General features: G+C 72.1%; 21 protein-coding genes and 1 pseudogene. 14 read left to right on the forward strand and 8 right to left on the reverse strand.

Features of this window, described 5'->3' with window-relative positions; genetic code table 11:
- Window positions 1-86: 86 nt before the first annotated feature.
- Entirely contained in the window at window positions 87-2798 is a 2712-nt protein-coding gene (aceE, locus tag IE277_RS01610; RefSeq protein WP_189947728.1) for a pyruvate dehydrogenase (acetyl-transferring), homodimeric type, read from the forward strand.
- 41 nt (window positions 2799-2839) lie between these two features.
- On the opposite strand, the gene IE277_RS49395 is transcribed toward aceE, so the two are convergent.
- On the reverse strand, window positions 2840-4441 hold the full coding sequence (locus IE277_RS49395; RefSeq protein WP_189947730.1) for a serine/threonine-protein kinase: 1602 nt from the start codon (window positions 4439-4441) through the stop codon (window positions 2840-2842).
- Window positions 4442-4535: 94 nt separating this feature from the next.
- Between IE277_RS49395 and IE277_RS01620 the strand changes: the two genes are divergently transcribed.
- Together IE277_RS01620 and IE277_RS01625 are read left to right on the forward strand one after the other, a co-directional pair.
- Complete coding sequence (locus tag IE277_RS01620) at window positions 4536-5522, forward strand: helix-turn-helix transcriptional regulator (RefSeq protein ID WP_189947732.1); 987 nt, start codon at window positions 4536-4538, stop codon at window positions 5520-5522.
- 66 nt (window positions 5523-5588) lie between these two features.
- Window positions 5589-6107: a DUF4240 domain-containing protein gene (locus IE277_RS01625; RefSeq protein WP_189949157.1), complete on the forward strand. Its 519-nt coding sequence runs from the start codon at window positions 5589-5591 to the stop codon at window positions 6105-6107.
- Window positions 6108-6118: 11 nt separating this feature from the next.
- Here the strand turns inward: IE277_RS01625 and IE277_RS01630 are convergent, their stop codons facing one another.
- Both IE277_RS01630 and IE277_RS01635 read right to left on the reverse strand, forming a co-directional pair.
- A complete protein-coding gene (locus tag IE277_RS01630) occupies window positions 6119-6331 on the reverse strand; it encodes a hypothetical protein (RefSeq protein ID WP_189947734.1) in 213 nt (70 codons plus the stop codon).
- A 645-nt stretch (window positions 6332-6976) separates the two neighbouring features.
- Window positions 6977-7831 (reverse strand): annotated as a pseudogene (locus tag IE277_RS01635) (peptidoglycan recognition protein family protein); the annotation flags it as partial.
- Window positions 7832-8206: 375 nt separating this feature from the next.
- Between IE277_RS01635 and IE277_RS01640 the strand changes: the two are divergent.
- The gene (locus IE277_RS01640) at window positions 8207-9391 is read left to right on the forward strand and encodes a MarP family serine protease (RefSeq protein ID WP_189947736.1); all 1185 of its coding nucleotides are present in this window, start codon (window positions 8207-8209) and stop codon (window positions 9389-9391) included.
- 63 nt (window positions 9392-9454) lie between these two features.
- Here IE277_RS01640 and IE277_RS01645 read toward each other — a convergent pair whose 3' ends face one another.
- Window positions 9455-9934, reverse strand: coding sequence for a GNAT family N-acetyltransferase (locus tag IE277_RS01645; protein ID WP_189947738.1), 480 nt, complete (start codon window positions 9932-9934; stop codon window positions 9455-9457).
- Between the two features lie 65 nt (window positions 9935-9999).
- On the opposite strand from IE277_RS01645, the gene IE277_RS01650 reads away from it, so the two are divergent.
- On the forward strand, window positions 10000-10893 hold the full coding sequence (locus IE277_RS01650) for a TIGR01777 family oxidoreductase (RefSeq protein WP_189947740.1): 894 nt from the start codon (window positions 10000-10002) through the stop codon (window positions 10891-10893).
- A gap of 226 nt (window positions 10894-11119) precedes the next feature.
- Complete coding sequence (locus tag IE277_RS01655; protein WP_189947742.1) at window positions 11120-12493, forward strand: NAD(P)/FAD-dependent oxidoreductase; 1374 nt, start codon at window positions 11120-11122, stop codon at window positions 12491-12493.
- 25 nt (window positions 12494-12518) lie between these two features.
- Here IE277_RS01655 and IE277_RS01660 read toward each other — a convergent pair whose 3' ends face one another.
- Complete coding sequence (locus IE277_RS01660; protein WP_189947744.1) at window positions 12519-13988, reverse strand: NsdA family TPR-like regulatory protein; 1470 nt, start codon at window positions 13986-13988, stop codon at window positions 12519-12521.
- Between the two features lie 267 nt (window positions 13989-14255).
- On the opposite strand from IE277_RS01660, the gene lipB reads away from it, so the two are divergent.
- From lipB to IE277_RS01680, 4 genes are all read left to right on the forward strand, one after another.
- Window positions 14256-15053, forward strand: coding sequence for a lipoyl(octanoyl) transferase LipB (gene lipB, locus IE277_RS01665; RefSeq protein ID WP_189947746.1), 798 nt, complete (start codon window positions 14256-14258; stop codon window positions 15051-15053).
- A gap of 132 nt (window positions 15054-15185) precedes the next feature.
- Entirely contained in the window at window positions 15186-16151 is a 966-nt protein-coding gene (lipA, locus tag IE277_RS01670) for a lipoyl synthase (protein ID WP_189947748.1), read from the forward strand.
- Between the two features lie 267 nt (window positions 16152-16418).
- The gene (locus IE277_RS01675) at window positions 16419-16616 is read left to right on the forward strand and encodes an SCO2195 family GlnR-regulated protein (RefSeq protein WP_189947749.1); all 198 of its coding nucleotides are present in this window, start codon (window positions 16419-16421) and stop codon (window positions 16614-16616) included.
- 68 nt (window positions 16617-16684) lie between these two features.
- Window positions 16685-17374 carry a DUF4191 domain-containing protein gene (locus IE277_RS01680; RefSeq protein WP_189947751.1) on the forward strand — a complete coding sequence of 230 codons (690 nt, stop codon included), beginning with the start codon at window positions 16685-16687 and terminating at the stop codon, window positions 17372-17374.
- A gap of 5 nt (window positions 17375-17379) precedes the next feature.
- Here the strand turns inward: IE277_RS01680 and IE277_RS01685 are convergent, their stop codons facing one another.
- A complete protein-coding gene (locus tag IE277_RS01685; RefSeq protein WP_229880456.1) occupies window positions 17380-17901 on the reverse strand; it encodes a flavin reductase family protein in 522 nt (173 codons plus the stop codon).
- A 237-nt stretch (window positions 17902-18138) separates the two neighbouring features.
- Window positions 18139-18609 carry an RDD family protein gene (locus tag IE277_RS01690; RefSeq protein ID WP_189947753.1) on the reverse strand — a complete coding sequence of 157 codons (471 nt, stop codon included), beginning with the start codon at window positions 18607-18609 and terminating at the stop codon, window positions 18139-18141.
- Window positions 18610-18819: 210 nt separating this feature from the next.
- On the opposite strand from IE277_RS01690, the gene glnA reads away from it, so the two are divergent.
- From glnA to pspAB, 4 genes are all read left to right on the forward strand, one after another.
- Window positions 18820-20229 carry a type I glutamate--ammonia ligase gene (gene glnA / locus IE277_RS01695; RefSeq protein WP_189947755.1) on the forward strand — a complete coding sequence of 470 codons (1410 nt, stop codon included), beginning with the start codon at window positions 18820-18822 and terminating at the stop codon, window positions 20227-20229.
- A 195-nt stretch (window positions 20230-20424) separates the two neighbouring features.
- A complete protein-coding gene (locus IE277_RS01700) occupies window positions 20425-20679 on the forward strand; it encodes an SCO2583/SCO2584 N-terminal domain-containing protein (protein WP_189947757.1) in 255 nt (84 codons plus the stop codon).
- 113 nt (window positions 20680-20792) lie between these two features.
- A complete protein-coding gene (htpX, locus tag IE277_RS01705) occupies window positions 20793-21713 on the forward strand; it encodes a zinc metalloprotease HtpX (RefSeq protein ID WP_189947760.1) in 921 nt (306 codons plus the stop codon).
- A gap of 3 nt (window positions 21714-21716) precedes the next feature.
- Complete coding sequence (gene pspAB / locus IE277_RS01710) at window positions 21717-22301, forward strand: PspA-associated protein PspAB (RefSeq protein WP_189947762.1); 585 nt, start codon at window positions 21717-21719, stop codon at window positions 22299-22301.
- Between the two features lie 16 nt (window positions 22302-22317).
- Here the strand turns inward: pspAB and IE277_RS01715 are convergent, their stop codons facing one another.
- Window positions 22318-22602, reverse strand: coding sequence for a hypothetical protein (locus IE277_RS01715; protein ID WP_189947764.1), 285 nt, complete (start codon window positions 22600-22602; stop codon window positions 22318-22320).
- Between the last annotated feature and the right edge of the window lie 36 nt (window positions 22603-22638).

The raw sequence follows: 22638 nt of genomic DNA on the forward strand, positions 1-22638 counted from the left end.
GTCCTAGCCCTGTCCTGCCAAAGACCTAGGGCACCCCCGAACCCTTACCGATGAGGGAACCCCCTTCGACTGAGGAAGGCGGCGACATGACCGACCCCAACGCCATCCAGCCGAGCGCGCTCGACCAGCTCCCTGACCGCGACCCGGAGGAGACCGCCGAATGGCAGGCCTCCCTCGACGCCGTCGCCCGGGAGGCCGGGCCGCATCGCGCCGCGTATCTGATGCGGCGCACGCTGGAGCGCGCCGAGGCGGGCGGCATCGCGCTGCCGAAGCTCCTCGAGACGGACTACGTCAACACCATCCCCACCTCCGCCGAGCCGGGCCTGCCCGGTGACCCGGAGATGGAGGCCCGGATCACCGCCTGGAACCGCTGGAACGCGGCCGCCATGGTGACCCGCGGCTCGAAGCACGGCGTCGGCGGCCACATCGCCACCTTCGCCTCCGCGGCCTGGCTCTACGAGACGGGCTTCAACCACTTCTTCAAGGGCAAGGAATCCCAGGAGGCCGCCGGCTCCGGCGACCAGCTGTACATCCAGGGCCACGCCTCCCCGGGCATCTACGCCCGTGCCTTCCTCGACGGCCGGCTGACCGAGGCGCACCTCGACAACTTCCGCCAGGAGTCCGGCGGCAACGGCCTGCCCTCGTACCCGCACCCGCGCCGGCTGCCCTGGCTGTGGGAGTTCCCGACGGTGTCGATGGGCCTCGGCCCGCTCTCCGCGATCTACCAGGCGCGCTTCAACCGCTACCTGACCAACCGCGGCATCAAGGACGTCTCCGCCTCGCACGTGTGGGCGTTCCTCGGCGACGGCGAGATGGACGAGCCGGAGTCGACGGCGGCCCTCGCGCTCGCCGCCCGTGAGGAGCTGGACAACCTCACCTTCGTCATCAACTGCAACCTGCAGCGCCTCGACGGCCCGGTCCGCGCCAACTTCAAGATCGTGCAGGAGCTGGAGGCCCAGTTCCGCGGCGCCGGCTGGAACGTCGTCAAGACGCTGTGGGGCTCGGCCTGGGACGAGCTGTTCCAGCTCGACACCACCGGCGCGCTCGTACGCCGGCTGCGCGAGGTACCGGACGCGCAGATCCAGACGTACCAGACCCGCGACGCCGCCTACATCCGCGCCGACTTCTTCGGCAAGGACCCGGCGCTCGCCGAGATGGCGAAGCTGCTGAGCGACGACAAGATCCTTGAGGTCTTCCACCTCTCGCGCGGTGGTCACGAGGCCCGCAAGGTCTACGCCGCGTACAAGGCCGCCGTCGAGCACAAGGGCGCGCCGACCGTGATCCTGGCCCAGACGGTCAAGGGCCACACCCTGGGCGACGGCTTCGCGTCGAAGAACGCCAACCACCAGATGAAGAAGCTGACGGTGGACGAGTTCAAGACGATGCGGGACCTGCTCGGCCTGCCGATCAAGGACAGCGACTTCACCGACGGCGTGGTCCCCTACGGCCACCCGGGCGCCGACTCCCCCGAGGTCCGCTACCTCCAGGAGCGCCGCGCGGCCCTCGGCGGCCCCGCCCCGGCCCGCCGCACGCACGCCCTGGCCCCGCTGCCGGCCCCGGCCGAGAAGGCCTTCGCCGCCTTCGACAAGGGCTCCGGCTCGCAGAACGTGGCCACCACGATGGCCTTCGTCCGCCTGGTCAAGGACCTGGTCCGCGACAAGGAGACGGGCAAGCGCTGGGTGCCGATCGTCCCCGACGAGGCCCGCACCTTCGGTATGGAGTCGCTGTTCCCGTCCCTCGGGATCTACTCCCCCAAGGGCCAGACGTACGAGCCGGTCGACCGCGACCAGCTGATGTACTACAAGGAGGCCAAGAACGGCCAGATCCTCAACGAGGGGATCACCGAGGCCGGTTCGATGGCCGACTTCATCGCCGCGTCCACCGCGTACGCGACGCACGGCGAGGCGATGATCCCGTTCTACATCTTCTACTCGATGTTCGGCTGGCAGCGCACCGCCGACCAGATGTGGCAGCTCGGCGACCAGCTCGGCCGCGGCTTCCTGGTCGGTGCGACGGCCGGCCGTACGACCCTGACGGGCGAGGGCCTGCAGCACGCCGACGGCCACTCCCCGGTCATCGCCGCCACCAACCCGGCCGCGCTGACGTACGACCCCGCGTTCGCCTACGAGGTCGCGGTGATCGTCCGTGAGGGTCTGCGCCGGATGTACGGCGAGGCCAAGCCGGGCGAGGACCAGAACGTCTTCTACTACCTGACGGTCTACAACGAGCCGCTGCCCCAGCCCGCCAAGCCGCAGGGCCTCGGCATCGACGAGGGCGTCGTCAAGGGTCTGTACCGCTTCAACACGGCGGAGTCCGCGGGTGTGTCCGCGGCCGCCAACGCCCCGCGCATCCAGCTGCTGGGCTCCGGTACGGCCATCCACTGGACCCTTCAGGCGCAGCAGCTGCTCGCCGAGGAGTGGGGCGTGGCCTCCGACGTATGGTCCGCGACCTCCTGGACGGAGCTGCGCCGCGACGCGCTGGAGGCCGACGCGGCCCTGCTGCGCGGCGAGGAGCGTGTGCCGTACGTCCGCCAGGCGCTGCAGGGCGCCGAGGGCCCGGTGCTGGCCGTCTCCGACTACATGCGCCAGGTCCCGGACCAGATCGCGCAGTGGGTCGAGCAGGACTACTCCTCGCTGGGCGCCGACGGCTTCGGTCTGTCGGACACCCGTGAGGCCGCCCGCCGCCACTTCGGCATCGACGCCCAGTCGATCGTCGTCGCGGCCCTGGCCCAGCTCGCCCGGCGCGGCGAGGTGAAGGCCACGGCGGTCAAGGAGGCCCGGGAGAAGTACGGGCTGTAGGTTCGTCCACCGCCCCGGCGGGTGGAGAAGGGTGACCTTCTCTACCCGCCGTTCGGCGTTTCGTCGAACGGCGTCAGCGCCTCGTGCAGTTCGGTCAGCTGACGCAGGATGCCGGCGCGTTTTTCGACCAGTCCGCCGACCGGGGTGAATCTGCTGTCGGCGATGATCGCGGCCACGGTCCGGCGCAGCCCGGTCAGCGCGTCGTACGGCAGGAGGCGGTCGGCCTTGTGCCCCGCCTCGGCCAGCATGGTCTCGGCCTGTCGTTCGGCCTCGGCCACCGTCCTGCGGGCCCGGCGCTCGGCGTCGGTGCGCAGCCGCTCCGCCTCCAGGCGCAGTTGCTCGGCCCGTTCCTCGATCTCCGTGAGCCGTTGCGTGGCCGCCTGCTGCCGGGCGAGCAGATCCCGCTCGGACTGGTCGCGGCGCCTGGCCAGGTTCGTCTCGAAGTCGGCGGCGGCCTGTGCGGCCTTGTCGCGGGTCTCCTGGAAGAGGGCCTCGGCTGCCTCGCGCCTGCCCATCGCGTCCCGCCGTGCCTCGGCCAGCAGCCCGGCGGCGTCCTCCTTCGCCTTCTCGACGATCCGCGTCCCCTCCTGCTGGGCCTCCTGCCGGGCGCGGGTCCTGCGCTCCGCGACATAGGCCTCCGCGTCGGCGCGCACCTGCCGGACCGCCGCCTCCGCCAGCTCGCGGTGCTCCTCGGCGGCGCGCGCGGCCTCCTCGCGCAGGGCGCGGGCGTCGGCGAGGGCGGCCGCGCGCAGTGCGGCGGCCTCTTCCCCGGCATCGGTCCGCCCCGGTGAGGGGGCCGAGGCGGCGGTGAGCGCGCTCAGCCGGTCGAGGACCTCGCGGGCCGTGGCGGGCCGCTCCCCGGGGGTGCGGGCGAGCAGTGCGAGGACGAGCGTGTCCAGTTCGGGCGGGACGGCGGGGTCCAGTGCGCGCGGTGGCTCGATCCGGCCCTCGAACAGCAGGGCCATCTGCGCGTACGCGTTGTCCGCCATGAGCGGGGGCCGGCCGGTGAGCATGAAGTAGAGCAGACAGCCGAAGGAGTACAGGTCCGTGCGGTGGTCCACGGTGCGTTCGCCGCGGGCCTGCTCCGGTGACATGTACAGCAGGCTGCCGATGGCGACGCCGGTGCCGGTGAGGCCGCTGACGAGCACGGTGTCGCCGAGGAACTTGGCGATGCCGAAGTCCAGCACCTTCAGGTCGCCCTCGGCGTCGAACATGACGTTCTCGGGCTTGATGTCCCGGTGCACGATGCCCTGCCGGTGCGCGGCGTCCAGGGCGGCGGCGACCTGCCGCGCCCAGGCCACGGACCGCTGCCAGGAGGGGCGTTCCTGCGCGACCGCGTCGGACAGGGTCCGCCCGGTCAGCCGCTCCATCACCATGTAGAGGACGCGCTCGCCGTCCAGGACGGCCTCGCCGCAGTCGTGGGCGATGACCGTGTACCGGCCGGGCAGCTGCGCCGCGGACCGTATCTCGCGGCGGAAGCGGAGAAAGGTCTCGTGCTCGCCGATCCGCGGCAGCGCGGTGACGAGCTTGACCGCCACCTCCCGGTGCATCCGCGCGTCCCGGGCCGCCCACACCTGCCCCATACCGCCCCGGCCCAGCCGTTCGACCAGTTCGTACCGCCCGTCGAGGATCTCCCCCCGCATGCCCCGCCCCTTCCCCGCTCCCCAGGTGCGCCAAAGGTGATCCCAGCCTAGGAGATCAGCGCCGGTGCGGCAGGCTTCGTGGCAGGCTGGCGGCATGCGTGCGGCCCGGCTCATCAAGATGGTGCTCCTGCTCCAGTCCCGGCCGTCCATGACCGCCGCCGAGCTGGCGCGGGAACTGGAGGTGTCGGAGCGGACGGTCACCCGGGACGCGCAGGCGCTCTCGGAGGCGGGGGTGCCGGTGTACGCGGACCGGGGGCGGACCGGCGGCTACCGGCTGGTCGGCGGCTACCGGACCCGGCTGACGGGGCTCGCCAGGAGCGAGGCGGAGGCGCTGTTCCTGAGCGGGGTGCCGGGGGCGCTCAGGGAGATGGGACTTGCGGACGCCGCCTCGGCGGCCCGGCTGAAGGTCTCCGCGGCGCTGCTGCCCTCGCTGCGGGACGCCCCGGACAGCGCCGCCCGGCGCTTCCACCTGGACGCGCCGGCCTGGTTCCAGGAGCCGGAGCCGCCCGCGCTGCTGCCGGTGGTCGCGGAGGCGGTGTGGGACGACCGCCGGGTCAGCGCCCGGTACCGGCGGGACGCGGCGGAGGTGGAGCGGCTGCTGGAGCCGTACGGGCTCGTGCTGAAGGCGGGCGTGTGGTACCTGTGCGCGCGGGTGGCGGACGGCGGCTCCTTCCGTACCTATCGGATCGACCGGTTCAGCGCCGTGGATCCTCTGGAGGAACGGTTCACCCGTGCTCCGGACTTCGATCTGCCGGGTTACTGGGCCGAGCAGGCCGAGCGGTTCGCCCTCTCGATCCTGCGCGCCGAGGTCGTCGTACGGCTGTCCCCGGAGGGTGTGCGCAGGCTGCGGTACGCCGTGGAGCCGGTGTCGGCGCGCGCGGCGCTGAGCGGGCCGGGCGAGCCGGACGGGGCGGGCTGGGTGACGGTGACGCTGCCGGTGGAGTCCGAGGAGGTCGCGCACACCCAGCTGACGGCGCTCGGGGCGGAGGCCGAGGTGCTGGCCCCGCGGAGCCTGCGGGAGCGGTTCGCGGCGGACGCGGCCCGGCTGGCGGCACGGTACGGCCGTACGGGCGGCGGATAACGATCCGCCGTACTCCGGCTTACTCCGCGTGCGTCCCACGGGTGGAGGCCCGATGCTGGTGCCGTGATGGACGAGACGGAGTTCTGGGAGCTGATCGACGCCACCCGCGAGAGTGCCGAGGGCGACCCCGAGGAACAGGCCGATGTGCTCGTGGACCGGCTGCTCCAGCTGGAGCCCGAGCTGGTGCTGGACTTCGCCCGTCACTTCGAGGCCCGCTACAACCGCGCCTACCGCTGGGACCTGTGGGGCGCCGCCTGGGTGCTGCTGGACGGGGCCAGCGACGACGCGTTCGACTTCTTCCGCTGCTGGCTGATCGGCCAGGGCCGGGAGGTGTACGAGGGCGCCCTGCACGAGCCGGACTCGCTGGCCGAGTCGCTGCGCGAGTTCGACGAGGAGATCGACGGCGACGGCGAGGAGCTGGGCTACGCGGCGGACGAGGCCTATGAGCAGCTGACCGGCACCGTCGCTCCGGATCTGGGCATCGCCCCGGCGCCCGCCGAGCCGACGGGCACTCCGGTGGACTTCGAGAACGAGCGGGCCCTCGCCGAACGGTTCCCCCGGCTGTGGGACCGCTTCCGGGAGTAGCCGGCTCCGGCTCAGCCGGCCGTGCGCCCGCGGATGGCACGGGCGCCGGCCCGCGCCACGTGGTGCAGCGGCGCGGCGTTGGCCTGGTCGAGGGCGGACGCGGTGGCCGCGGCCGGGCCGAGGACGACGGTGGCGGCCGCGCGGACCGCCGCCCACGGTCCGCGTGCGGTCCGCGTCCGGCGTGCCCCCTCGGGGGTCTCGGCACGCGTACGACTGCTGTTCATGATCCCCACCTCCACTCTGCTGGTGTCGCCCCCGACCGAAGGGCGCGGAGCTCGGAGAAGGCTGCGCCCCGCCTAGGGGATCCCTGTGACCGGCACGGAAACGATCCCGCCCGGGAGGGGCACGGGGGCGGTCCGGCCCGGGAGGGGCACGGGGGCGGTCCGGCTCAACAGCGGCGCGGGATCGATCCGGCCCAGCAGGGGCGCGACAGCAGTCCGACCCAGCAGAGGCGCCGAAGCAACCCGACCCAGCAGAGGCGCGGGAGCGACCGGGCTCTGGACCGGCACGGGAGTGACCCGGCCCAGCAGAGGCGCCGGAGCGAACGGGCTCCGGACCGGCGCGGGAGCGACCCAGCCCAGCAGGGGCGCGGCAGCAGTCCGACCCAGGAGAGGCCCGGGGGCGAACGGGCTCTGGACCGGCACGGGAACGACCCAGCCCAGCAGGGGCGCCGGAGCGGTCCGGCCCAGCAGAGGTGCGGGAGCGACCCGGTCCAGCAGAGGCGCGGGAGCGACCCAGCCCAGGAGAGGCGCCGGAGCGAACGGGCTCTGGACCGGTGCGGGAGCGACCCGGTCCAGCAGGGGCGCGGGAACGGACGGGCTCTGGGTCGGTGTGGGGGGTGTCCGGTCGGAGACGGGCATGGAGGTGGTCCGGCCCTGGAGTCGGGCGGCCTTCTCCCTGATCTCGGGCAGCCGGGCCCTGAGGGCGGCGCCGGGGCAGCTGGTCATGAAGCCGTCCGTGTGGCCGGCCAGGACGGGCAGGGTCGCGGTGGCGCCGAGCTTGTAGCGGCTGTGGCCGTTGCTGGAGACGAGGCGGGTGCTGGTGCGCGGGTCGACGTCGGCGAGGCCGAGCTTCCAGGCGGCCAGCGCGGCGATCGCGTCGGTCATGGCCTTCGGCACGGGAACGCCTGCGGTGAAGGTGCCGATCGCGGCGATCCCGGCGGTGCGGTGGTTGAAGCCCTGGGTGTGGGCGCCGGTGACGGCCCGCTCGATGCCTCCGGCGCGGCCTTCGTAGATGGTGCCGCAGCGGTCGACGAGGAAGTTGTAGCCGATGTCGTCCCAGCGGCGGTCACCGGTCTGTCCGGCGTACAGGTGACGGATGATGCTCGGCGCGTCGGCGCAGTCGTAGCCGCCCGGCGAGTCGGTGTGGTGGAGGAAGACGGCGACCACCTTGTCGTCGTAGCGCGGCGGCGGCTGGGTGCGCCCGGCGGTGCCCAGCCAGACGGAGCGGGGCACGATGTGCGGCCGGGCGGCGCGGTGGACGGCCGGGGCGCGGGCCGGGACGGGCCGGTCGGGGTGGCTCGCGGTGGTGCGCTCGACGCCTCGGGCGCACAGGACGAGCGCGACGATGGCCACCAGGCCGGGCAGCACGCCGAGCAGGGCCGGCAGCGGCCCGGATATCCGCCGGGCGAACCGGCTCCGGGTCCCCTGCGTGCGCGGTGCCTCCGGCTGCCGCTGGGTACCCGACGTCTCGGGTACCTCGGGTACCTCGGGCGTCTCCGGCATTTCCGGTATCTGCGGCATGTCAGGTGTGCCGGATGTGCCGGGTGTCCTGGCTATCTCACGTATCTCGGATATCTCCGGTATTTCCGGTACGCCCGGCGCTTCAGGCGGCTGCGGGGCGCCCGGTGTCTGCGGGGTACCGGGTCTTACCCGTGTTCTTCGGACAGCGAACATGATCCCACTCTCGGGGCGCCGTGCGATGCCCGCGATGTGCGCTGTGCCACCTGGCGGAACCATCGTCCCGGTCCGGGACGTTTCTGGGGGTACAGACATACGTGGCCGGTTCGCCGCCCGGTGACCGCCGTCGCGTGTGGGTGGGTGACTGAATCACCGGGCCCGTACCGTCCGTACTGAGGGGTCCGAGAGAAAGGCGGCTCCGTGGACCTGCTCGACCTGGTGCTTGCGCTGGTGATCCTCGTCTACGCGGCGTCCGGATACCGGCGTGGGCTGGTGGCCGGCTGTGTCTCGCTGGCCGGTTTCGTCGGCGGTGCCGTCGTCGGGGTGTGGGTGCTGCCCTGGGTGACCGGCCTGGCCGAGCGCGGCACCACGCAGGCGACGGCGCTCGCGGTGGCGACGGTGCTGCTGCCGGCGGTGCTGGGACACGAGCTGGCGGGCCGGCTGGCGCTGCGGCTGCGCGGGGAGCTGGACCGGGGCCCGCTGCGGGTGGTGGACGGACTAGGAGGCGCGGCGGCGAACTCGGTCGCCGTGCTGATCGTGGCCTGGGTGGCGGCGAGCGTGCTGGGCGCGGCCCCGTCCCAGTCGCTGACGACGGCGATACGGAACTCGACGCTGCTGGGCGCGGTGCAGCAGGCGATGCCGGACACGACGCCCGCGTGGTTCTCGCGGGCCACGTCGGCGCTGACCGAGGCGGGCTTCCCGCAGGTCTTCAACCCGTTCGAGAACGAGTCGACGGCCCGGGTGGCCCGGCCCTCCGGCGACAGCGTCACCCCGGCAGCGACGAGCGCCGCGAAGCTGAGCACGGTCAAGATCGAGGGCGTGGCGGGCAGCGAGGGCCGCGAGGGCAGCGGTTTCGTCTACGCGCCGCAGCATGTGATGACCAACGCCCATGTGGTCGCCGGCATCGACAACCCGAGCGTGCGGGTGGGCGGGGTCGGTCGGTCGTACGAGGCCCGGGTGGTGCTCTTCGACGCCGACCGGGACGTGGCGGTGCTGTATGTGCCGGGCCTGCACGCCCCGGTGCTGCGCTTCGACACGAGCGCGGCGCGCGGCGACTCGGCGGTGGTCGCGGGCTATCCGCAGGACGGCAGCCTGAATCTGCAGGCGGCGACGGTGGCGAGCCGGGTGCAGGCCACCGGGCAGAACATCTACAACGACGCCACGGTCACCCGGGACATCTACTCGATCCGGTCCACGGTCCGGCCGGGCAACTCCGGCGGCCCGCTGCTGACCACGAACGGCAAGGTGTTCGGCGTCGTCTTCGCCCGCTCCACCTCGGACGCCGAGACGGGGTATGTGCTGACGGCGGACGAGGTGGCGGGCGACGCGCAGCGCGCGGCCACGGCGACGACACCGGTGGACACGGGTCAGCTGGTCAGCTCCTAGGCCAGGTCCACGACCAGGTCCCGGTCGTCACGGTCTCCGGCCGGTTCACAGTCTTTGGCCCGTTCACAGTCGTTGGCCCATGAGCACGTCGTCGACATAGGCGCCGTCGAGGAGGAACTCCTCGGGCTGTACGCCCTCGACGGCGAACCCCTCGGACACGTACAGCGCGCGGGCCGGGGCGTTGTGCCCGAGCACGCGCAGGGTCAGCCGGCGCGCGCCGCGCCCGCGCGCTTCCTCGATCGCGGCCCGGATCAGCGCACGCGCGAGGCCCCGCCCGCGCGCCTCGTCGGCGACGGCGAGGCCCTGGATCTGGAGCACATGCGCGTTCGAGGCGAGTGGGGTGGGGCGGCCGATGCGGAGGTAGCCGACGACGCGGCCGTCGGCCTCGGCGACCAGATAGTCCCGCGGGGTGTGCCGCTCGTCGAAGAACGGCCCCTGCGGCGGCGGCGAGACGGCGTGCAGGGTGGACCAGGTGGCACGGTCGAGGAGGGCGAGTTCCTCCTCGTCCCCGGCGACGGCGACGCGTATGGATGGCTCCGGCATGACGGTCACCCTACGACGCGCGCCCCGAGCGCCTCACCGGGTTTCGGTGCGGGCATCCTGGAGCCATGGAACGTCTCCGTATCGCGGTGGCCGGCGCGTCCGGGCTGATCGGCAGCGCCCTGGTGCGCTCCCTGAAGGCGGACGGGCATGAGGTGGTACGGCTGGTGCGCCGCGCGGCCGCGGCCCCGGACGAGGTCTGCTGGGACCCCGCGGGGCAGTACGTGGACGGGGCCGGGCTGATCGGCTGTGCCGCGGTGGTGAATCTGGCCGGGGCGGGGATCGGCGACCGGCGCTGGACGCCGTCGTACAAGCGGCTGCTGCGCGACAGCCGGGTGCTGGGCACGGCCGCGCTGGCGGAGGCGGTGGCCACGCTGCCCGAGCCGCCGCGGGTCTTCGTCAGCGGCAGCGCGATCGGCGTCTACGGCGACACCGGCGACCGGGTGGTGGACGAGCAGGCGCCGCCGGGCGACGGCTTCCTGCCCTCGCTGTGCGTGGCGTGGGAGGAGGCGGCGGCGCCCGCGCAGGAGGCGGGCGTGCGGACGGTGTTCGCGCGGACGGGGCTGGTGGTGGCCCGCGGCGGCGGGGCCTGGGGCCGGCTGTTCCCGCTGTTCCGCGCGGGGCTCGGGGGGCGGCTGGGCGACGGGCGGCAGTACTGGTCGTACATCGCGCTGCACGACGAGGTCGCGGCGCTGCGGTATCTCATCGACGGGGACACCCTGTCCGGGCCGTTCAATCTGACGGCCCCCGAGCCGCTGACGAACCGTGAGATCACGGCGGCGATGGCGCGGGTGCTGCGCCGTCCGGCGCCCTTCGCGGTACCGGCGCCGGTGCTGCGGGCGGCGCTGGGCGAGATGGCCGGGGATGTGCTGGGCAGTCAACGGGTGGTGCCGAAGCGGCTGTTGGAGTCGGGATTCCGGTTCGCGTTCCCGGGGATCGAGGAGTCGATCAGGGCGGCCTGAGGCGGCCGGCCCCGGCGGCCCGTCGGTGGCCCGACGTACGCCAGGGATGTCCTGCGACCTCCTGTGACCTCTTGTGACCGTATGCGACCTCCATGCGACCGTGCCCTGCCCATGCGCGACTGTTTGCGACCGATCACAGACCTACCCTCGACCCGAACTCGGGTATCCCTGGAGCCAGTTGGGGGCATGACGTCTCCACCGGCCGCGCAACCACAGGAGGGGCCTCGTGCTTGAGCCCGCGTACCAGGTGGACGTCGTGATCGTGGGAGCCGGCATCGCCGGGCTCTCGGCGGCTCACCGGCTGACCAGCGCAGGAGTGTCGACCGCGGTCCTGGAGGCCGCCCCGTACGTCGGCGGTCGTATGTCGACGGAGAAGGTCGACGGATTCCGGCTCGACCGCATCGGACAGCTGCTGTCCACGTCCTACCCCGAACTCCGCACGACCCCGGGACTGGACTCCCTGACCCTGCGCACCTTCGCGCCCGGCGTCCTGCTGCACCGCGACGGACGCACCCAGCGGGTGGGCGCGCCGGCGACCGGGGGGAGCACACGGGGCGCACGAGGCGCACTGCATGTGGTGCGTGCCCTCGCAAGCGCCCCCAGGGGCCCGGCGGCCGTCCCCGGCCGGGCCGGCACGCCGGTGGGCGGCGCGGTCGACCAGGCCCGGCTCGGCGCCGCGCTCGGCCGGATCGCCGGCACGCCGGTCGAACGCCTGCTGGCCCGCCCGGAGATGCCGGCCGGCGAGGCCCTCGCCCGGCGTGGACTGCCGGCCCGCACGATCGACGGCTTTCTGCGGCCGCTGCTCGCCACGCTGCTGTGCGACCCGGAGCTGACCACCTCCAGCAGGTGCGCCGACCTCGCGCTGCGCTCCTTCGCGAGCGGGCGGCTGTGTGTGCCCGAGGGCGGCGCGGACGTGCTGCCGGAGCTGCTGGCGCGGGCGCTGCCGCCCGGGACCGTGCACACCGGGGTGCGGGTCACCTCGGTGTCCACGACCGCGGTGACCACCACCGAACACGGTGAGATCCGCTGCCGGGCGGTGCTGCTCGCGACGGACGCACGCGCCGCGGCGGAGCTGCTGCCGGGCCTCAGGGTGCCGGACTTCCATCCGGTGACCGTGGTCCACCACACCACCGACGACCCGGCCGCGGCCTTCCCGTCGGGTACCTCGCTGCTCCTCGACGCGGACCGCGGCGGGCCGGTGGCGCACACGGCGGTGCTCAGCGCCGTGGATCCGAGCCGGGCGCCGGCCGGCCGGGTGCTGATCTCCTCGACGGTGCTGGGCACACCGCCCGAGGGCGTCGACACCGCGGTCCGCATCCACCTCTCCCGGCTCTACCGCACCTCGACGCGGCGCTGGGAGACGCTCGCCGTGCACCACACCCCGGAGGCGGTCCCGGCGATGCGCCCACCGCACGACCTGCGCCGCCCGGTACGCCTGCTGGCCGGCCTCTACGTCTGCGGCGACCACCGCGACACGAGCACCGTCCAGGGCGCCCTGCACTCGGCCCACCGTGCCACGGCCGCCATCCTGGCCGACCTGGGCGCGGCGGGCTCGATGCACCGCGCAGACCCGGCCCCCACCCTGCCAAGGGCGGCGTGAACCCCTTGCGGGGCGCGAGGCCGACCTAACCCAACGCGGCGACCTTGTCGCGATACCCCCTCACCGGGGCGGCATCGCGATAAGGCTCCAGCCGGCGTTCGAAATCCTTCACGTACTCGATCGCACGAGCGGACCGCATCTCGGCTGCCTGGCCGGCGGCCTCCGCGGCCAGCGCGCACGCCTGGTCGAGTTCGCCGAGGCCGAGGCGGGCCGTGGCGAGCACGACCCGGCAGAAGAGCCGGCTGCGGGCGTAGGAGGGGGCGCGGAGCTGGAGCGCGCGCTCGGCGTGCTGGGCGGCCGCCCGGAACTGCTGCAGATCCCGGTGGCAGTGCCCGAACTCGTCGGCGAGCTGTGCCTCGTCGAAGAACTTGGCCCAGTACGGCACCTCGTCCCCGGACCGGGCCGCCTCCAGGGCGCGCTCGGCCCGCACGAGTGCGGCCGTGCACGCCCGCACCTCGCCGAGCACGCCGTGCGCCCGCGCCTCGGAGGCGTGCAGCAGCGCCTGCACCACCGGCGGGCCCCCGGTCCCCATGCCCTGCTGGGCGACCCGGGCCAGCTGCACGGCCTCCCTGCCGTGGCCGAGATAGACGGCCTGGCGGCTCATGGTGACCAGGACGTAGGAGCCGTACGGCCGGTCGCCGGCCGCCTGGGCGAGCCGCAGGGCCTGCACGAAGTAGCGCTGGGCGAGTCCGTGCGCGGCGATGTCGTACGACGTCCAGCCCGCGAGCCGGGTCAGGTCGGCCGCGGCGCCGAAGAGCCGGCGGCCGGTCTGCTCGTCGTAGCTGCCGCGGAGCATCGGCTCGCACTCGTGCTCCAGATAGCGCACGAGGGCCTGCCGGGCATGGCCGCCGCCGTAGCGGTCGTCGAGGGTGCGGAACAGCTCTCCCACCGAGCGCAGCGCGTTGATGTCGCCGCCGGTGACCTTGTGCCCGGGGGCGCGCTCGGCGTGCCCGCGCGCCCGGGGCGGGAGCGCCAGGGCCGGCCGGCCCTGGGGTTTGGCCGGGGCGGGACGGACCTGCGGGGGCACCCGGGCCGCCGGTTCCCTGGCCACCCTGTCGTCGGGCTTGCCGATCAGCCAGTCCCGGCTGGGCACGACGAGCCCCGCCGGGGTGAACGCGATCTTGCGCAGCTCGGCGTGGCTGCCGGAGTCCTTGCGCCACAGCCCGCTGACGATGTCGACGGCCTCCTCCGGGGTGGCCGCGAACTCCAGCCCGGCGTACACCGGGGCACAGGCGTCCAGGCCGAGGTCCTGGGCCGTGAGCCGGCGCCCCAGGCGGCGGGTGAACACCTCGGCGATCAGGGCGGGCGTGGTGCCCCTGGGCTGCTGTCCGCGCAGCCAGCGGGTGACCGAGGTCTTGTCGTATCTGAGGTCCAGCCCGTGCTCCAGGCCGAGCTGGTCGACGCGACGGGCCAGACCTGCGTTGGAGAACCCCGCTTCTGCGATGAGCGCGGCGAGTTGGCGGTTGGGGGTGCGCTGCGCGGGTCGATCCGTCATCTGCGGTGCGGTCTCCTGCCTTCCGTGCCTCTGAAGTGCCCGGTTTGCCTTTGAGCTGCCTTTATGGCCTCACGAACGGCGCGAATGTAGCGGAGAGTGAAGGGGCGATCACACATTCCGCCAGGCATTCATCCGATCGTGTGAGGAACGCCCGTAGGGCTGACGTACACCGGTCGGACGTACAGTGGCGTGGGCGCGTTACGTGCCTGACACACCGATTGCTCGGTCGATTGCTCGATTGCCCGGTCGCTGAGGGAGGCGCTTGCCGTGAGTGGATTGCGGTTCGTCCGCATGGGGTTCGGCGCGGATGCCGTCGATTACCAGGAGGCCTGGGACGAGCAGCGCCGGGTGCACGCGGCCCGGTTCGCCGACGAGGTCCAGGACACCGTGATCCTCCTGGAGCACCCGCCGGTGTACACGGCCGGCCGGCGCACCGAGGACAGCGAGCGCCCGCTGGACGGCACCCCGGTCATCGACGTGGACCGCGGCGGCAAGATCACCTGGCACGGCCCGGGGCAGCTGGTGGGCTACCCGATCCAGAAGCTCCCGCGCCCGGTGGACGTGGTCGCGCACGTACGGCGCCTGGAGGAGGCGCTGATCCGCACCTGCGCGGAGTTCGGCCTGGAGACGTCCCGGGTGGAGGGCCGCAGCGGCGTGTGGGTGCTCGGCGACCCGGTCGAGCGGCGGCCCGCGCTCGGCGGACTGTCGCTGGACTTCGACCCTCGGCTCAAGGACGAGGAGTTCGACCCCCGGCTCAACGGCCCGGAGTACGCCCCCTCCAACGCGGGTCAGCGCCGCGAGGACCGCAAGATCGCCGCGATCGGCATCCGGGTCGCCAAGGGCGTCACGATGCACGGCTTCGCCCTGAACGTGAACCCGGACAACAAGTGGTTCGACCGGATCATCCCGTGCGGCATCCGGGACGCGGGGGTCGCCTCCCTCGCGGGCGAGCTGGGCCGGGACGTCACCATCGAGGAGGTCCTGCCGGTGGTCGAGCGGCACCTGGCGGACATCCTGGAGAACGCGGAGCTGAAGCCCCGGGAGATCGAGAAGGCCTCCGCCTGAGGCCTCGCCGGCACAGCGCCCCCCGTCGGGGAATGCGCCCTGCGGCAGCGGGGTTGGCTCCAGCGGCAGGGCGTAGTTTGTACGGGCGTACCCTGGGGTGCGCCGAAGAATCGAAGTCACAGGGAGCCGGTCGTGTCCGCAGTCGCACCCGACGGACGCAAGATGCTGCGCCTGGAGGTCCGCAACAGCCAGACCCCCATCGAGCGCAAGCCCGAGTGGATCAAGACCCGGGCGAAAATGGGTCCCGAGTACACGAAGATGCAGAACCTCGTGAAGAGCGAGGGCCTGCACACGGTCTGCCAGGAAGCCGGCTGCCCGAACATCTACGAGTGCTGGGAGGACCGCGAGGCGACCTTCCTCATCGGCGGCGACCAGTGCACCCGGCGCTGCGACTTCTGCCAGATCGACACCGGCAAGCCCGAGGCCCTGGACCGCGACGAGCCGCGCCGTGTCGGCGAGTCCGTGGTCACGATGGACCTGAACTACGCCACCATCACCGGCGTCGCCCGCGACGACCTGGAGGACGGCGGCGCCTGGCTGTACGCCGAGACCGTGCGCCAGATCCACCAGCAGACCGCCGGGCGGGAGGGCGGCCGTACGAAGGTCGAGCTGCTGGCCCCCGACTTCAACGCGGTCCCCGAGCAGCTGGCCGAGGTCTTCTCCGCCCGCCCCGAGGTCTTCGCGCACAACGTCGAGACGGTCCCCCGGATCTTCAAGCGGATCCGCCCCGGCTTCCGCTACGAGCGCTCCCTGAAGGTCATCACCGAGGCCCGCGACGTCGGCCTGGTGACCAAGTCGAACCTGATCCTCGGCATGGGCGAGACCCGCGAGGAGATCAGCGAGGCGCTGAAGCAGCTGCACGACGCCGGCTGCGAGCTGGTCACCATCACCCAGTACCTGCGCCCCTCCGTCCGGCACCACCCGGTCGAGCGCTGGGTGAAGCCGCAGGAGTTCGTGGAGCTGAAGGAGGAGGCCGAGCAGATCGGTTTCTCCGGTGTGATGTCCGGCCCGCTGGTGCGCTCCTCCTACCGCGCCGGGCGGCTGTACCAGATGGCGATCGAGAAGCGGGGTTCGTACATCGCCTCGCAGGCGGTGTGATCCCGGCGCGGTGACCCGCGCCGGCAACCCGCGCAGCACCACGCGTGTGAATTCGCGCACAAGCAGCTACTGGCCAGTAAAGGCCGAGTCGACGCGGCCCTGACCGTCCTCGCTGATGAGGACCGGCATCAGGGCCGCGTCAGCGTTTGAGCCCTCTGTATCAAGGCTTCATTGGTGTTTGACCGGTCGGACACGCCCTGGTAACACCAATCAGTGACTCTGGTATCACGCCTCGTACACCACCCGCTCCGAGGGGGGACCTCGATCATGCAGGCCGCGCCCGTACGCGCCACCGCCATCCCGACCTTCACCGACGCGCTGCGCGCCGTCGAGTCGCTGCTCATGAGCAGCGGACAGCGCACCGCCCGGCGCAACGCATGGACCTCCGTGCTGGAGGACCGCCGGCGCGCCAAGGACCGGGTCGAGGCGCAGCGCTTCCTGGATCAGGCCGCCGACCGCCCCTGATCGCCCCCGTCCCTTCCCTCCGGGCACTGCCGTCGTCCGCGCTCCCGGGGCCACGTAGACTTCGTGGCATGGCGAGGAAGGAATCCGCGGTGGACCCCGCGAACGCTGGGCGACTGAAGCAGATCGCTCTCACGTACAAGATGACCCGCAAGGCCGACAAGAAGATCGGGCTTGTGCTCGGGGCCGTCGGCATCGGCACCCTCGCTGTCTTTCTCGCGATCGGGTTCCTGCTCGGCCACCCGGTCTATCTGGGCATCTTCGGCCTGCTGATCGCCCTGCTGGCGACGGCGATCGTGTTCGGCCGCCGGGCCGAGCGCGCCGCCTTCGGCCAGATGGAGGGCCAGCCGGGTGCCGCTGCCGCCGTGCTCGACAACATCGGCCGGGGCTGGACGACGACTCCGGCGGTGGCGATGAACCGCAGCCAGGACGTGGTGCACCGGGCCGTCGGCAAGGCCGGCATCGTGCTGGTCGCCGAGGGCAACCCGAACCGGGTGAAGAGCCTGCTGGCCGCCGAGAAGAAGAAGATGAACCGCATCGTGGCCGACGTCCCGGTGCACGACGTCATCGTCGGCGAGGGCGAGGGCCAGGTCGAGCTGAAGAAGCTGCGCACGACCCTGCTGAAGTTCCCGCGCGTACTGACCGGCCCGCAGGTGACGGCCACCACCGACCGACTGCGCGCCATGGGCGACCTGCTGAGCAACATGCCGGTGCCGAAGGGCCCCATGCCCAAGGGCATGCGGATGCCGAAGGGCCGCTGAAGCTCCTAGTTCAGGGTCCGGAACGCCCGCTCGCAGTAGACCATCGGGGCTCCCTCGCCCAGCCGCACTCCCGTTACCCGGCCGATCAGGATCGTGTGATCCCCGGCCGGGTAACGCGCGTATGCGGCACAGTCCAGCTGCACGGGCGCCTGCTGCACCGTCGGCAGGCCGGTGGGGCCCGGCTGGAGAAGGGCGTCGGAGAACTTGTCCGCGCCCTTGGTGGCGAAGAGCAGGGCCAGCCCCTGGTGCTCGGGGGCCAGCACGCTCACCGCGAAGTGGTCGCACCCGGCGAAGACCGCGGACGAGTCGGCCGCGTCCGCGAGGCAGACCAGGACCAGCGGTGGCTCCAGGGAGACGGAACAGAAGGAGCTGGCCGTGAAGCCGCGCGGGGTGCCGTCCTCGCAGCGGGCGGTCACCACCACCACGCCCGACGGAAAGCGCGCCATGGCGTCCTGGAACTCCCCGGGCGTCACCTCGGGCGCCAGCAGATCCTGAGCGGGCGCCATCAGATCCTGAGTGTCGGTCATACCGCGTACCACCTGTCCCGAAGTCCGGGCCTGCGTCGGGCCTGGGCAGGCCGGCGACAGTCCGTGTCCGGGCCGTCACGGCCACCGATCACGACTATGCCGTCGGTGCGGGGAGCGGGCAACCTGATGCGGAGGCGCCCCGCCGTCACCGGGTGCGGGCAGGTGGCAGGGTGCTCGCGCGGCCGGAAACGGCCGAAACAGTCGGACCCGTCAGGCCCGCCAGATCCGTCAGATCCGTCAGATCCGTACTTCGACGGTCTGCGCGAGCCGGTCGTGCAGGCCGCGGCCGTCGCGGTCCCAGATCAGCGCGGGGACGGCGAGGCACAGCAGCACCGTGCGCAGCAGCGAGCGCAGCGGGTTGACCGTGCCCGTACTCAGGGCCACCACCCGGATGCCGCAGAGCCGCTTGCCCGGGGTGAAGCCGATCGTGCCGACGGTCAGGACGCTCATCACGAAGAAGACACCGAGTGCCCAGTTGCTCGTCGCAGGCACCCGATAGCCATCCGTGATCAGGCCGTATGCGATCAGAACGCTCAGTCCCCAGTCCACCGCGAGCGCGCCGAGCCGCCGTCCCGGGCGTGCGATCGAGTTCGGCCCCTCCTCCGGAAGGCCGAGCTGCTCGCCCCGGTAGCCGAAGTCGGCACCGGCGTCTTCCATGGCCGCGCGGGGGCCGGAGAGCCACGAGCCGAGTGCTTGCCTGTTGTCCACCCGTCCACGGTACTGCGCCCGGTTTCGGGCACTGTGCCGAGGGGTGTGTCGGGGCTACGGTGGACCTGCGGCCGGTTAACTTCTGCGAAACAAATGGGTCACGCCCGAGAAATCACCCGTCCCTAGGGTCGACCCCAGCGTGTGCCACCGCACTGGCCGCACGAACGATCTACCACCCCGGCGAGGACGGTCGGGAGTAGGAGGAGCTGGATGTTCCAGAACGCCGACGAGGCCAAGAAGTTCATCGCGGACGAGGACGTCAAGTTCGTCGACGTCCGCTTCTGCGACCTGCCGGGCGTCATGCAGCACTTCACGGTGCCCGTCGATGCGTTCGACCCGGACGAGGAGCTGGCCTTCGACGGATCGTCGATCCGTGGTTTCCAGGCCATCCACGAGTCCGACATGGCCCTGCGCGCCGACCTGTCCACCGCCCGCGTCGACCCGTTCCGCCGGGACAAAACGCTCAACATCAACTTCTTCATCCACGACCCGATCACGGGCGAGCAGTACTCCCGTGACCCGCGCAACGTGGCGAAGAAGGCGGAGGCGTACCTGGCGTCGACGGGCATCGCCGACACCGCGTACTTCGGCCCCGAGGCCGAGTTCTACGTCTTCGACTCCGTCCGCTTCGCGACCACCGCGAACGAGTCCTTCTACCACATCGACTCCGAGGCGGGCGCCTGGAACACCGGTGCCGTCGAGGACAACCGTGGCTACAAGGTCCGCTACAAGGGCGGCTACTTCCCGGTCCCGCCGGTCGACCACTTCGCCGACCTGCGCGCCGAGATCTCCCTGGAGCTGGAGAAGAACGGCCTGAAGGTCGAGCGCCAGCACCACGAGGTGGGCACCGCCGGCCAGGCGGAGATCAACTACAAGTTCAACACCCTGCTGGCCGCCGCCGACGACCTGCAGCTCTTCAAGTACATCGTGAAGAACGTGGCCTGGCGCAACGGCAAGACCGCGACCTTCATGCCGAAGCCGATCTTCGGTGACAACGGCTCGGGCATGCATGTGCACCAGTCGCTGTGGGCCAACGGCGACCCGCTGTTCTACGACGAGGCCGGCTACGCGGGCCTGTCGGACACCGCCCGCTACTACATCGGCGGCATCCTCAAGCACGCCCCGTCGCTGCTCGCCTTCACCAACCCGACGGTGAACTCGTACCACCGTCTGGTGCCGGGCTTCGAGGCGCCGATCAACCTGGTGTACTCGCAGCGCAACCGCTCCGCCGCCATGCGTATCCCGATCACCGGCTCCAACCCGAAGGCCAAGCGCGTCGAGTTCCGCGCGCCCGACTCCTCCGGCAACCCGTACCTGGCCTTCTCCGCCCTGCTGCTGGCGGGCCTGGACGGCATCAAGAACAAGATCGAGCCGGCCGAGCCGATCGACAAGGACCTGTACGAGCTGGCTCCCGAGGAGCACGCGAACGTCGCCCAGGTCCCGACCTCGCTGCCCGCCGTCCTCGACTCGCTCGAGGCCGACCACGAGTTCCTCCTCCAGGGCGACGTGTTCACGCCGGATCTGATCGAGACGTGGATCGACTTCAAGCGCACCAACGAGATCGCGCCGCTCCAGCTGCGTCCGCACCCGCACGAGTTCGAGCTGTACTTCGACGTGTGACAGACGTCTGACGCGTCGGATCCCCTGGGATCGGAAGGCCCCTCGGCTCGCGCCGGGGGGCCTTCGGCGTGCCCGGCCCGTGTGCGGTGTCGCACGGTGTCGAAGCCGCAGGCGCAACCTTTTGCGCTTCCCAGACTTCCTACTGTCGGGGGATCATCCCTCCAGACCATGCCGGACGAGAGAGGTTGAACGGGGATGCCGGAAAAGGACGACTGGGAGCGGGAATTCGATCACCGCTGGGCGAATTCCGCCGAGCACAAGGAGCCCTCCGCCCGGGCCCGGATGCTCGCCGCGCGCTGGCGGGACAACCCGCCGGACCCGGCGCCCTTCCGGGGCGACCCCGGCCCGGCGCCGCGCCGTTCGTCCTGGGCATCGACGGCCATGGTCTTCGGCTGTGTGGTCGCGGTGATGGTGCTGATCGGACTGGTGCAGTTCGGCTCGGCACGCTAGGGCGACCCACAGATACGTTTTGCCGCTCCTAGGGCCGTTCGGAACCGCTTCATGGCATTCGGCAGGTGCACACTGGACAGCGGGACGAGTGCCTGACTGCGGGGTGATGCAAGATGCAGAGCCGCTTCCGGAGCGATCGACGGCTGACCGTGCGCATGGGACTCACGCTGTTCCTGCTCGGTCTGCTGTACGTGGGCTTCATCGCCGCGTTGATCACGCTGCTGAGGTCCTGGGTGCTGGTCGTCGTGCTGGTCGGAGCGATGTTCGTGGCGCAGTTCTGGTTCTCCGACCGGATCGCCATGTTCGCGATGCACGGACGCGTGGTGGAGCGGGAGGAGTATCCCGAGCTGCACGCGGTGGTCGACCGGCTGTGCGCGATCGCGGACATGCCCAAGCCGGTGGTCGCGGTGTCCGACATGGACATGCCCAACGCATTCGCGACCGGCCGGAATCCCGACCACGCCGTGGTCTGTGTGACCACGGGGCTGCTACGCCGACTGGAGCCGGCCGAGCTGGAGGGTGTGCTGGCGCACGAGCTGTCGCACGTCGCGCACAAGGACGTCGCCGTGATCACGATCGCGTCCTTCCTGGGCGTGCTGGCGGGCCTGATCGTGCGGTTCGCCTTCTACTCGCAGGTCTTCGGCGGAGGCCGCAGGGACCAGAACACGGCCGCGATCTTCGCCGCCGTCCTGGGTGTGTCCGCGGCGGTGTACGCGCTCAGCTTCCTGCTGATCCGGGCGCTGTCCCGGTACCGGGAGCTGGCGGCGGACCGCGCGGCCGCGCATCTCACCGGCCGCCCGTCGGCCCTCGCCTCGGCGCTCACCAAGGTCTCCGGGGACATCGCCCGGATCCCGACCAAGGATCTGCGCACCGCCCAGGCCTTCAACGCCTTCTACTTCACCCCGGCGACCGGGAAGGAGCCCGGCATCGAGCGGTATCTCTCCACGCACCCGACCCTGGAGCAGCGGCTGGAGCAGCTGGGCCGGATCTCGGCGGAGCTGGGCGAGGCCGCCAGCCCGGGGAAGGCGGGCTGAGCGTTGGGGCTGCTGGACATCCTGCTGGGCCGGACGAAACCGGTCGCGCCCGATCTCGATCAGCTCTTCGCGCTGCCCTCGGCGGCCGTGACCCTCCAGGCCGCGGCCGGCTTCACCCCGACCGGGACGGGCGCGGTGTGCTTCGCCACGGTGGAGGGAGCGGCCTTCGAGCAGACCCACCGCGAGGTGCAGGCGCTGCTGGACGCGGACACGGACCGCGCGGGGCCGCCGGTGGAGCTGCGGCGGGACGACTACGGATACTCCTGGCTGGTCTCCGCGCGCACCCCGGAGCAGCTGCCGGAGCTGGTCAACGACCTGCACGCGGTGAACAGCGCGATGGAGGTCAACGGCTTCGGCCCGCAACTGCTGTGCTCACTGGCCGCGTTCACGGACGACGGCGGCCGCACGCTGGCGCTGGTCTACCTCTACAAGCGGGCCGCGTTCTACCCCTTCGCCCCGCTGCCCGGCGGCGGCGAACGCCGGGACAGCGCGCTGGAGCTCCAGGTGAAGGCGGCGCTCGCGAACGATCTGCGGATCGAGCAGGACCTGAGCCGCTGGTTCCCGGTGTGGGGCGCCCCCGGTCTGTGACCGGGGGCGCCATCGCTCACCTGCTCTTCTCGCGCTCCTGCCGGCGGGTCTCGAAGGGGCGCTCACGGCGGTAGCGGCGCTCCCACCTGGCCTGCCGGTCCCGGCGCTCGCGGTAGGCGCGGTAGTTCTCCGGCGGGGGCGGGGTGCCCATGCCGGTGCCGGTGGTCGGTGGGGTGCCGGGGGTGCCACGTCCGCGCGTCGCGTACACGTACAGCAGCGCGACGGCGGCGAGCCACCACAGATGGTTTCCGATTCCGAGGATCACCAGGACGGCGGTCCCGGACACGACGATGCCACGCATGACGGACCTCCTCCGTGAGGTGAGAGAGGCTGGGGT

Source organism: Streptomyces alanosinicus (assembly GCF_014650595.1).
GTDB lineage: Bacteria > Actinomycetota > Actinomycetes > Streptomycetales > Streptomycetaceae > Streptomyces > Streptomyces alanosinicus.

Coding starts and splice junctions, on each gene's coding strand:
- IE277_RS01660 (WP_189947744.1), bottom strand. CDS start 13,988: ATGACGGATCGACCCGCGCAGCGCACCCCCAACCGCCAACTCGCCGCG.
- IE277_RS01685 (WP_229880456.1), bottom strand. CDS start 17,901: ATGACCGACACTCAGGATCTGATGGCGCCCGCTCAGGATCTGCTGGCG.
- IE277_RS01625 (WP_189949157.1), top strand. CDS start 5,589: ATGGACGAGACGGAGTTCTGGGAGCTGATCGACGCCACCCGCGAGAGT.
- IE277_RS01620 (WP_189947732.1), top strand. CDS start 4,536: ATGCGTGCGGCCCGGCTCATCAAGATGGTGCTCCTGCTCCAGTCCCGG.
- IE277_RS01645 (WP_189947738.1), bottom strand. CDS start 9,934: ATGCCGGAGCCATCCATACGCGTCGCCGTCGCCGGGGACGAGGAGGAA.
- aceE (WP_189947728.1), top strand. CDS start 87: ATGACCGACCCCAACGCCATCCAGCCGAGCGCGCTCGACCAGCTCCCT.
- IE277_RS01680 (WP_189947751.1), top strand. CDS start 16,685: ATGGCGAGGAAGGAATCCGCGGTGGACCCCGCGAACGCTGGGCGACTG.
- IE277_RS01700 (WP_189947757.1), top strand. CDS start 20,425: ATGCCGGAAAAGGACGACTGGGAGCGGGAATTCGATCACCGCTGGGCG.
- IE277_RS01650 (WP_189947740.1), top strand. CDS start 10,000: ATGGAACGTCTCCGTATCGCGGTGGCCGGCGCGTCCGGGCTGATCGGC.
- htpX (WP_189947760.1), top strand. CDS start 20,793: ATGCAGAGCCGCTTCCGGAGCGATCGACGGCTGACCGTGCGCATGGGA.
- IE277_RS01630 (WP_189947734.1), bottom strand. CDS start 6,331: ATGAACAGCAGTCGTACGCGTGCCGAGACCCCCGAGGGGGCACGCCGG.
- IE277_RS01715 (WP_189947764.1), bottom strand. CDS start 22,602: ATGCGTGGCATCGTCGTGTCCGGGACCGCCGTCCTGGTGATCCTCGGA.
- IE277_RS49395 (WP_189947730.1), bottom strand. CDS start 4,441: ATGCGGGGGGAGATCCTCGACGGGCGGTACGAACTGGTCGAACGGCTG.
- IE277_RS01675 (WP_189947749.1), top strand. CDS start 16,419: ATGCAGGCCGCGCCCGTACGCGCCACCGCCATCCCGACCTTCACCGAC.
- glnA (WP_189947755.1), top strand. CDS start 18,820: ATGTTCCAGAACGCCGACGAGGCCAAGAAGTTCATCGCGGACGAGGAC.